The organism is Flavobacterium pectinovorum (assembly GCF_022802975.1).
Taxonomy (GTDB): Bacteria; Bacteroidota; Bacteroidia; order Flavobacteriales; family Flavobacteriaceae; genus Flavobacterium; species Flavobacterium pectinovorum_B.
On the sequence record NZ_JAFEVZ010000010.1, the window covers coordinates 157454 to 168820 of the forward strand.

The 11367-nt window shown below is 33.4% G+C and carries 7 protein-coding genes; all 7 read right to left on the reverse strand.

Features of this window, described 5'->3' with window-relative positions:
• Positions 1-9 precede the first annotated feature (9 nt).
• Entirely contained in the window at positions 10-3183 is a 3174-nt protein-coding gene (locus FLV_RS14830) for a SusC/RagA family TonB-linked outer membrane protein (RefSeq protein ID WP_243234922.1), read from the reverse strand.
• Positions 3184-3720: 537 nt separating this feature from the next.
• Positions 3721-4377 (reverse strand): fructose-6-phosphate aldolase, encoded by a 657-nt coding sequence (fsa, locus tag FLV_RS14835; protein WP_243234923.1) that lies wholly within the window; start codon positions 4375-4377, stop codon positions 3721-3723.
• A 217-nt stretch (positions 4378-4594) separates the two neighbouring features.
• Complete coding sequence (gene xylA, locus FLV_RS14840) at positions 4595-5920, reverse strand: xylose isomerase (protein WP_243234924.1); 1326 nt, start codon at positions 5918-5920, stop codon at positions 4595-4597.
• An 8-nt stretch (positions 5921-5928) separates the two neighbouring features.
• Complete coding sequence (locus tag FLV_RS14845) at positions 5929-7410, reverse strand: xylulokinase (RefSeq protein WP_243234925.1); 1482 nt, start codon at positions 7408-7410, stop codon at positions 5929-5931.
• A gap of 4 nt (positions 7411-7414) precedes the next feature.
• Positions 7415-8425: a GntR family transcriptional regulator gene (locus FLV_RS14850; protein WP_243234926.1), complete on the reverse strand. Its 1011-nt coding sequence runs from the start codon at positions 8423-8425 to the stop codon at positions 7415-7417.
• Positions 8426-8774: 349 nt separating this feature from the next.
• A complete protein-coding gene (locus tag FLV_RS14855; RefSeq protein ID WP_243234927.1) occupies positions 8775-9800 on the reverse strand; it encodes a glycoside hydrolase family 43 protein in 1026 nt (341 codons plus the stop codon).
• A gap of 30 nt (positions 9801-9830) precedes the next feature.
• The gene (locus FLV_RS14860; protein WP_243234928.1) at positions 9831-11264 is read right to left on the reverse strand and encodes an MFS transporter; all 1434 of its coding nucleotides are present in this window, start codon (positions 11262-11264) and stop codon (positions 9831-9833) included.
• Positions 11265-11367: the final 103 nt, after the last annotated feature.

Consider the following 11367-nt stretch of genomic DNA (forward strand, 5'->3'; position numbering starts at 1 on the left):
ATTTTATGTTTAGAAATTAACATTTACTCCAAAAGAAGTAATACGTGGTGAAGGATAACGTCCATTGTCAATACCTGAAAAAAGAGCATTATTGTTTAATGATCCAACTTCAGGCTCATATCCTGAATACTTACTAAACGTAAGTACATTTTGCATATTCGAATATACTTTGATACCGGCTACTCCAATTTTTTTAACAAAATCACTTGGCAGATTGTATCCAATCGAAATGTTTCTGATTCTAATAAAAGATCCATCCTCTACAAATCTGTCACTAAAACGGTAATTAGATGTAGAAGCAGCTGATGATGCAGCAATACGCGGCATGTAAGGATTTCCTCCAACTATTTCGACGTTTCTGTAATCATTAGGTCCACTTGGATCTATTAAAGCTAGTTGTGCATAACCCAAAGCGGTACTAAACAAATTAGTGTTTTCTCTTGGGTTCTCTAACCAACGACGTTGGTAGTTTGCGACATCATTTCCGTAAGAACCATCAAGAAAAATATTGATATCGAATCCTTTATAGGTAAACGTATTATTAATTCCGTATGTAAATTTAGGTAATGGATTTCCAATATATTGTAAATCTTTATCATCAATTACTCCGTCTTTATTGGCATCATCAAAAATATAATCTCCAATCCATACCCCGTTTTCTCCAATTTGCATATCTTTTGGTAAAGCGGTTGGCACAATATTTCCGGTTGCATCTTTATAGTAGAAATCCGTTGCTTTTTCAAAACGTCCAATTACTTTATAGCCATAAAACTGACTGATTGGTTTTCCTACTGCAGTACGGGTAACCACCGTAACATCAGAACCTTGCTGAACTTTTCCGTCATAATGACCTGATTCACTGTTTAATTTTAGAACTTTATTTTTATTCATTGAAAAAGTAAGGTTTGATGTCCATTTAAACTCTTTATTTTCAATGTTAATTGTATTCAAAGAAATTTCAAAACCTTTGTTTTCAAGATCCCCAATATTATACCAAGGTGACGTAGTGGCTCCCTGACCAGTAGTTCCTACATAAGCAGGTAAAGCCAATTGGTTAATTAAATCATTGGTTTTTTTAAGATAAACATCTGCAACCAATTCAATACGATTATTAAAAAGACTTAAATCGATTCCCGCATTTGTAGAATAAGTACTTTCCCATTTTAAATCTTTATTTGCTGTATTTGAAGCCAGTAAACCAGTACCCCAATTCGCTGTTGCGCTAGAACCATAAGTTGAAGTATAAGCATAATTTGGAACATTCTGATTACCAACAGCTCCCCATCCTAATCGAAGTTTTAAGTTATTGATTACTTTATTATCTTTTAAGAAACTTTCATTTGAAACTCTCCAGGCAAATGCAGCTGATGGAAACCATCCCCAACGGTTGTCTTCATGAAACTTAGAAGAACCGTCGCGACGAATAGTAGCCGTTAATAAATATTTATCATCAAAAGAATAAAATAGTCTTCCGAAGTAAGAACTTAAAGAACTATCACTACTGTGGTTATCAACTCTGGCAGTAGCCGGATCTCCCATTGACAAATCTGTAGATGTATTGGTTAAATACCCTGAAATATATCCATATAAATTTTCCCAGTGATTTTCCTGTATTTCCTGTCCTAACATTGCATTCAATGAATGTTTACCAAAATCACGTGTATAATTTAACACATTATTCCATATCCAGTTTTTGCTAAAACCTTTCGTTCTTGTACCCTGACGAATCTCGTTTGTAATAGATCCAAATGTATAAGAAGGATCAAAAGTATAAGCATTTGAAAAACCATAATCTAAGGAATATTGGGTTTTAAAAGTTAAACCTTTTGTAAAAGTAATATCAGCAAATGTATTCGCTCTAAGATTAATGTTTTCATTATTATTATCTCTTAAAGAAGCCAATCCAATTGGGTTATTTTGTACAAACTGATCGGTATCTGGCCCATCAAAATTTCCATCGGCATTGCGAACCGCTACGTTTGGCGTCTGTTTTAAAGCTGTTAGTATTAAAGATCCATCGTTAATTGTAGTATTTTGTTTTGAATTACTTAAGGCGAAATTCAAACCTAATTTTAGATAATCTTTAACCTGAGAATCCAGATTACTGGTTAAATTAAGTCTTTTAAAATTTGATCCTAGTGCAATACCTTGCTGATCTAAATACCCAATTGACATATAATAGGTACTTTTTTCTGATCCTCCGGAAGCAGATAAATTATAATTTTGCATTAAGGCTTTGTCAAAAAGTTCATTTTGCCAGTCTGTACCTTTTCCAAGTAAATCAGGACGAATAAAATTTGCATCTCTTTCTACAATTCCTAAATCTGAACGAGTATTTTTAAGAATTGCATATTCCTGAAGATTTAATACATCTAAATGTTTTGGAACTTCCTGCCATCCTACATAACCGTTGAAAGATAAAGCAAGTTCTCCTTTTTTACCTCTTTTAGTTGTAACCATAATTACTCCAGCAGCAGCACGCGAACCATAAATAGCCGTTGCAGAAGCATCTTTTAAAACATCAATAGAAACGATATCAGCAGGATTTATTGATGAAATTGGGTTTGCGTTTACATTTTCGTTCCCGTTTGGGTCTATCACAACTCCATCAATTACATAAATTGGTTGAGTTGCACTATTTATACTGCTAATACCTCTAATTTGAACGGAGGATGCTGCTCCGGGAGCTCCACTATTTTGCTGTACCTGTACCCCCGCAGCACGGCCTTGTAAAACCTGTTCAATAGAAGTAGTAACAGATTGGGTAACTGCTTTGCTTGTTACTGTAGATATTGAACCGGTTAAATCTTTACGTTTCATAGTACCATATCCAACCACTACGACTTCTTTCAGATCATTTAAATTTTCTTCAAGAACTACATTAATTTTATTTTGATTACCAACAGAAACTTCTTTGGTTTTATAACCAATAAAACTAAAACTTAAAACTGCATTCGCAGGAACCGAATTAATAGTAAACGTACCATCAAAATTTGTTACTGTAGTGTTCTTTGTTCCTTTTACAATAACATTTACTCCCGGTATAGGCCCGGTTATGTCTGAAACTGTTCCGGATACATTTGTCTGAGCATTTACCGAAGCAGAAAATACTATCATTAAGATCAGGAACCCTAAATTTTTAAAGTATTTCGATTTGCTTTTAGTAATTAAAAAGTTAGTCATAAATAATTGATTTAATTAGTTAATAGTTTAGTCAGTTAGTTTTATTGCATTAAAAAATAATTATTGTAGCCTTTATAAAAACAAATATATACAAAATACAACAATACACAATCGGTTGTGTTGATTTTTTTTGTGAATTTGAAAAAATATATTTGATAAAAAAGCATAATACATATTTATAATCACAAAAAAGTAAAAAATAACTACAAAACTGATACTTTAATCCCTGAACATTAAATTAAGTCAATGCTTTTACCTCATTTCTTAAAAAAAACATAAAAAAGTTAATTCTCAAAAAGTAATAAATAGTTTCAGTTTTTGCTGTCAAAATAAATCGTAAACGCTTTTAAAACAATATATAAGCCATAAAATCTTACAAAATATAAAGAAGAAAAATATAATTATAACTGCTGTGCGCTAAACAAAGTGAAAGTAAACTGTTTAAAAACAAAAACTCCTTTCGAATAATTCCGAAAGGAGTTTTTTATTTCTTTAAATTAGATTTGTGGGGCAAATAAACTTAAATAAATGAACTATTTACAAATTCATTTTTTTGGCATCTTCAACAAATTGTTTTAACCCAATATCAGTCAAAGGGTGTTTCAATAAACCTTTAATGGCAGACAAAGGGCCGGTCATAACGTCTGAACCAATTTTTGCACAATTTACGATATGCATCGTATGTCTGATAGAAGCTGACAGTATTTGGGTTTCATAACCATAATTATCATAAATCTGTCTGATTTCTTCAATTAAATGCATTCCGTCTGTAGAAACATCATCTAATCTTCCTAAAAAAGGCGAAACATAAGTTGCTCCTGCTTTAGCGGCTAATAATGCCTGACCTGCTGAGAATACAAGCGTAACATTTGTTCTTATTCCTTTTGACGAAAAGTATTTGCAGGCTTTTACACCATCACCAATCATTGGTAGTTTCACCACAATTTGCTCATGCAAAGCAGCCAGTTCCTCTCCTTCTCTAACCATTCCTTCATAATCTGTTGAAATCACTTCGGCAGAAACGTCGCCATCTACAATATTACAAATGTCAAGATAGTGCTTTAAAATATTTTCTTTTCCAGCAATTCCTTCTTTGGCCATTAATGACGGATTTGTAGTAACTCCGTCTAAAACTCCCATAGCCTGGGCTTCCTTAATATCTTCTAAATTTGCGGTGTCTATAAAAAATTTCATTTTTCTAAATTTAAATTTTAATCATCACTCCCTAAATTTCTTACATCAGAAATTTTATAACATTAATTTGTTTTAAAAAAGGCACAAAAAAATTAAGGTCTTTGGAACTAACTTAAACCTCCGACCTTAATTTCTCAAAATAGTTATGTTAAATTGTCTCAAAAAAAGGCATTAATTCGAGACCAAATCGGTTATAGATTTATAACTATCTTTTAATTTAAATATATTGATTTATAATATTTTCAAATAATTCCTGTTTACCACTTTGAAGATTTAATTCTCCATTTTCACTTGCAATAGTATATAGGTCTTTAAGGTTTAATTTTCCATCGGCAAAATCTTTTCCTTTTCCGGAATCGAATGAACTGTATCTTTCTTTTCTTAATTTTTCATAAGGAGAAGAAGTAATGATTTTATCTGCAGTCAATAATGCTCTTGCAAAAGTATCTGCTCCGCCAATATGTGCTAAGAAAACATCTTCTAAGTCTGTAGAATTTCTTCTGATTTTTGCATCAAAATTAACTCCACCACCTTGTAATCCTCCAGCTTTCAAGAATACCAGCATTGCTTCTGTTGTTTCCTGAATATTATTTGGAAACTGGTCTGTATCCCATCCGTTTTGGTAATCACCTCTGTTAGCATCGATACTTCCTAACATTCCTGCTTTTGCTGCCACTTCAATTTCATGTTGAAAAGTATGCTGAGCCAATGTTGCGTGATTTACCTCAATATTGATTTTGAAATCTTTATCTAAACCATATTCTTTTAAAAAACCGATTGCGGTTGCAGAGTCAAAATCATATTGGTGTTTAGATGGCTCCATTGGTTTTGGCTCGATAAAGAAAGTACCTTTAAAACCCTGCGCTCTTGCGTAGTCTCTTGACATGGTTAAAAATTGTGCCATGTGGTCTAATTCTCTTCCCATATCTGTGTTCAACAAAGACATATAACCTTCTCTACCTCCCCAGAATACGTAGTTTTCTCCATTTAAAGCGATTGTAGCATCTAAGGCTAATTTTACTTGTCCTCCGGCTCTTGCCACAACATTAAAATCAGGATTGGTAGCGGCTCCGTTCATGAATCTTGGATTTGAGAAACAGTTTGAAGTTCCCCAAAGCAATTTAATTCCTGATGCTGCTTTTTTCTCTTTTAAGTATTCTGTAATGAATGCTAAACGTTTTTCTGATTCAGCAAAAGTTGCTCCTTCAGCAATCAAATCATAATCGTGGAAACAGAAATAATCAAATCCCATTTTGCTGATAAATTCAAAAGCTGCATCTGCCTTATCCTTTGCCGCTTGGTACGGATCTGAAGACTGGTCCCAAGCAAAATTTTGAGTTCCTGGTCCAAACGGATCACTACCCTGTCCGCAGAATGTATGCCAATACGCAATCGCAAATCTAAAGTGCTCACGCATTGTTTTTCCGGCTACAATCTGATCCGGATTGTAATATTTAAACGCCAATGGGTTATCAGATTCCTTTCCCTCAAATTTAATTTGACCAATACCTTTGTAGTATTCTTTATCGCCTAAAACTATCATTTCTTTTTTTATTTATTTGTTAGTATTAATTCTAATTCTTTTTTCCAGTTTTGATATGCCTTTTCATATTCTTCTTTATTTTTTAAAGGTAAAAAGGTCATTACATGATCGTTGGTTGTGATACCAGAACCAAATTTTTCGAAGTCACCATCCGTTAAACCTACTGCTCTGGCTGCTCCTACGGCTCCGGTTGTATTGTAAATTTCTATTTCATGTCCAATTAATGTGGCTACCGTATTGGAGAAAATTTCTGAACGGAATAAATTATCATTCCCGGCTCTGATTACATTAATTTTAGCATTATCATCTTTTAAACATTCCATTCCGTACACAAATGAAAACGCAATTGCTTCCAAAGATGCTCTGTATAAATGCGCATTGGTATGAATATTAAAATTGAGATTTAAAATATGAGACCCAATGTTTTTATTATTGAACATTCTTTCGGCTCCATTTCCAAACGGAATTACAACCAATCCTTGTGAGCCTACATTTATCTGAGAAGCTTTTTCGTTCATTTCTTCATACGACTCATCTCCGGTATTGTTGCGCATCCATCTGTATTGGATTCCGGCTCCGTTTATATTCAGTAATTTTCCAACTCTCGGATTGGATTCGGAATAATTTACATGAACGAAGTTGTTTACACGAGTACTTTTACCCGAATTGGTTTCGGTAACGGCATAAAAAACGCCTGATGTACCTCCGGTTGCCGCCACTTCTCCCGGACGCAGCACATTCAGTGACAACGCGTTGTTGGGCTGATCTCCGGCTCTGTAAACAATCGGAATTCCGGCAGGAAGCCCTGATTCCAGCGCCCCTTTTTCGGTAACCGTTCCCTGATTTGTAAAATTCTCTACAATATTTGGCGTCAATGATTGATCGATTCCATAATAATCCAAGAGCCAGTCAGCTACTTTATTTTCTTTATAATCCCAAAGCATTCCTTCAGACAGACCGTTTTTAGTAGTCGTTACTTCGCCTGTCAATTTTAAGGAGATATAATCTCCAGGAAGCATGTATTTGTCAATTTTACTGTACACTTCCGGTTCGTTTTCTTTCACCCATTTTAGTTTTGAGGCAGTGAAATTTCCCGGCGAATTCAATAAATGTTCGGCACATTTATCAGCTCCTATTTCTGCATAAGCTTTGTTGCCAATTTCAACCGCACGGCTGTCACACCAGATAATCGAATTGCGCAGTGATTTTCCGTTTTTATCGACAATAACCAATCCGTGCATTTGATACGAAATACCAATACCCTGAATTTTTGAAGCCTCAATGTTAGCTTCTTTAATGGCTCTTTTTGTAGCTGTACAAATGTACTGCCACCACATTTCAGGATCCTGCTCAGCCCAATCCGGCTGTAATGACAAGATTTCCATTTCGTTTTGCGGCTCATTCAGTACGATTACTTTTTTGCCTGTTGCTGCTTCAACCAGGGCAACCTTGACCGAAGAACTTCCAATATCATATCCTATATAATACATAATTTTATAATGATTCTCTTAATATTAAATTTGTTGGTACATAACACTGAACTACTTCATCGTGCGTAATAAAGGCTGCTGCTTTTGTCCCTATTTCCTTAAAATCAGTCGAAATAACTGAAATTCCTTTGTATATAAATTTTTTCATTGGAGTTTCATTGTAAGATAAAAAACCAACATCCTGTCCGGGCTCCAGATCTTTCTCTTTACATTGTTCTAAAAAATCTCCCAAAATCCTGTCACTAATACTGATATAAGCAATTCCTTTTTCAATATTAAACTTTTTAGGATCGGTTATAATTTCATTATTAAAATTAAAATCTGTACAAAATTTCTTGAAATTGTCCAATGTTTCTTTAGGATGATTTGTATAATCCGGGTAAACAAAATGGATGTTTTTATACTTTTTAAACAAATCAACCGCTTCTTTCAATGAATTATAAAATGCTTTTCCAAAATCCTGAAAAACATAATTATTCTCTTTTTTAGAATGGATGTTCCAGTCAATCAAAAGCAGTTTGTCATTCGAAATTGCCGATAAAGTTGATGATACCTCTTTATTATCAAAATTCATTACCACATATTTATAATACTTTCCGACACTATTATTAATTATGGTTTTGAAAACGTCAATATTATAATGATGAAACTGCACATCGGTAATAACATTGTCAGGTAAATTATTTACAAATGAATGATACAAAACCTCTTTATATGCCTTGAAAGTATCTAAAACCAAAAGCACTTTTCTGGTTTCGCCAGAAACATAATATCCTTTATTAGGAACCGAATCAATTGTTTTCTGATCTTTTAAAATCGAATACGCTTTAAAAACAGTATCTCTCGACAACTGATTTTCTTTACAGATAGCATTTACAGACGGAAGCAAATCTCCTTTCTTTAAAATATTTTCTGCAATCGCATTATTTATTCCGTTTACCAATTGCTGATATTTCGGAATATCACTATCGTGATTAATTACAAATACAAACTTTTCCTGCTCTTCGTTTATCATACTGTTCCGTTCTGTTCTGGTATGCTAAATTAAACATTTCTACTTTATAAAAAAATATATTTTAAGCAAAAAATGTTAACTTTTTAAAAGATTAAATGAATATCCTAAAATCTAAAATTATGCCTCTGTTGATTAACCTCTCTGTAATTTTTTAAATTTAATTCATAAAATTCAGCAAACTCTGTTTGAAACATCTTCTAGATATAATGATGCATCACTTAATACTATTCTGTTTTGTTTAAAAAACATTAACGCATCATACGTTTAAAAATATGATTTTAAGCATTAAATTATTTTCATCAAAATAAAATTAAAATACTTGCAACCTTATTGATGGATAAAAAATGAGCTATTCTTCTTTACCATAAGGGTCAATTGTATTGATCGAACCGTCTTCGTTATAAGTAATTTCGGTTACTTTTATTGATCTTAAATGAGTAACCCCTTTTGAAAGACTGGAATCATGATAAAAAAGATACCATTTTCCTTCAATTTCACAGATAGAATGATGCGAAGTCCAGCCAATTACCGGATTTAAAATACGTCCCTGATACGTAAATGGTCCATAAGGATTATCTCCAATTGCATAACAAATGAAATGTGTATCACCTGTAGAATAAGAGAAATAATATTTTCCATTGTATTTATGCATCCACGGGCCTTCAAAAAAGCGCTGCTCGTTATTTCCAGCCAATAATACATCGCCGTTTTTATCCAGAATTTGAATTTCTCTTGGAGATTCATCAAATTGTTTCATATCATCCGTCAACAAAGCAACTATTGGGCCTAAAGCAGGTTCATTTTTATGAGGCTCTTCGTTTTCTTCAGAAAATTTATTGTTTCTGTATTTTTGAAGCTGACCTCCCCAAATTCCACCAAAATAAAGATAAAATTTTCCGTCTTCATCTTCAAAAACTGCAGGATCAATTGTATAGCTGCCTTTAATTGCCTCTGGTTCCGGAATAAAGGGCCCGGTAGGCAAATCACTTATGGCAACACCAATCTGAAAAATGCCGTCAGCACGTTTGGCCGGAAAATACAAATAATACTTTCCGTTTTTGCAGGCAGCATCCGGAGCCCACATTTGTTTCTCTGCCCAAGGAACATCTTTTACATGCAGGGCTACTCCATTATCTGTCACTTCCGATTCTATATTTTCCATAGAAAATACGTGATAATCTTCCATTCCAAAATGATCTCCATTGTCATTAAACGGAATTCCCGCATCAATGTCATGCGATGGATAAATATAAATTTTACCGTTAAATACATGTGCCGAAGGATCAGCAGTATATATATGTTTAACTAAAGGCTGTGATATGGCTGTTTTGTTAATTATTTCAAAATCAATCTGTTCAATGCTATCTTCAGGCATAGTCGTATTTTTGTTTATTTATATAATAATTTATGCTCTTCTTTCTTTTAGGTCTGCCTCAATCTTCACTTCCATTCCTTTATCAATTTCATAGAAAAACAATAATGCTGTTCCAATTAAAAAAGGAATTGCCGGAAAAATGCTGACCAATAATTTGATTCCGTTAATGGTAATGTCTGTTTGTTGTGCAACATTTGCAGTATACTCAAAATACCCCAAAAGCGATGTCGTTAATGCTCCGCCAATGCTCAGTCCTGCTTTAAGTCCTACCATCATTGCCGAAAATATAATCGCAGTAGCACGACGGTTATTTTTCCACTCCGAATAATCTGCAACATCTGCAATCATAGCCCAAAGCAGTGGAATTGTGATCCCGTAGAAAAATCCGTGAAATATTTGAGAAAAAAACATCAAGCCAACTGAAGTTGGAGAAAAGAAATAAAAGGCAATTATGAATAAGGTCGAAATAAAAAGGAATAATCCAAAGACGTTTCTTTTACCGTATTTGTCTGCAAATCTTTTTGATAATGTAATTCCAACTATCATAAAAATAATTCCGCCGGCATTAAACAATCCGAACCCTGCAGAAACAGGATCATCTCCAAAAGTATTTAAACCAATATTTGAAAGAAAATCTAAAATGGGCTGAATAAAAACAGCTAACTCCTCTTTGTTAACGTAGTTTTCAAAATAATACACGTATGAACCACCTTTCATTGCCAGCGTTACAAAAACCAATAAAGTTAAAGTCAGCATAATAATCCATGGTTTGTTTTTAATCAGATCACTTAAATCTTCCTTTACACTTGATTTTTGTTCAGGTTTTGGAACAATACGTTCTTTGGTTGTTAAAAAAGTAATCAGTAACATAATGGTTCCAACTATTGCCAATACAGTCATCACTTTTTCAATACCAATTGCTTTGTCCCCGTTTCCGGCACTTTTAATGATGCCAAGCATAAATACCTGTACAAAAAACTGTGCAAACATTACCGCTACAAAGCGATAGGCCGACATGCTGTTTCGCTCACCCATATCGCCTGTTATAACACCGCTTAAAGCAGAATAAGGTAAATTATTTGCTGCGTACAACAATAACAATAATGAATACGTTATCACCGCATAAATTACTTTTCCCTGATATGAAAATGCAGGCGTTGTAAAGGCCAAAAGTGCAATAATCCCTAAAGGAATCGAAGTCCACAATATCCAGGGACGAAATTTACCCCATTTTGTATGCGTTCTGTCTGCCAATGCACCGATAATAGGATTGAAAATAAATGCTGCAATTAAGCCTACAACCAACATTATTATAGAAGAATGAGTTGGAGATAATCCGTATATATCTGTGTAAAAATAAGCCAGATAAGTCATTAATGTCTGAAAAACTAAATTAGCAGCAAGATCACCAAGGCTATATCCTATTTTTTCTTTAATAGATAATTTTTGAGAGGTTAAATTCATTATTTTATTTGTGTGGTTATGTATTTAGTTAGTTTGGTTAAATAAAATATTTTCTGTAATAATTTAGTTTATACAATTTTATAAATATTTCGATGCTAAAATA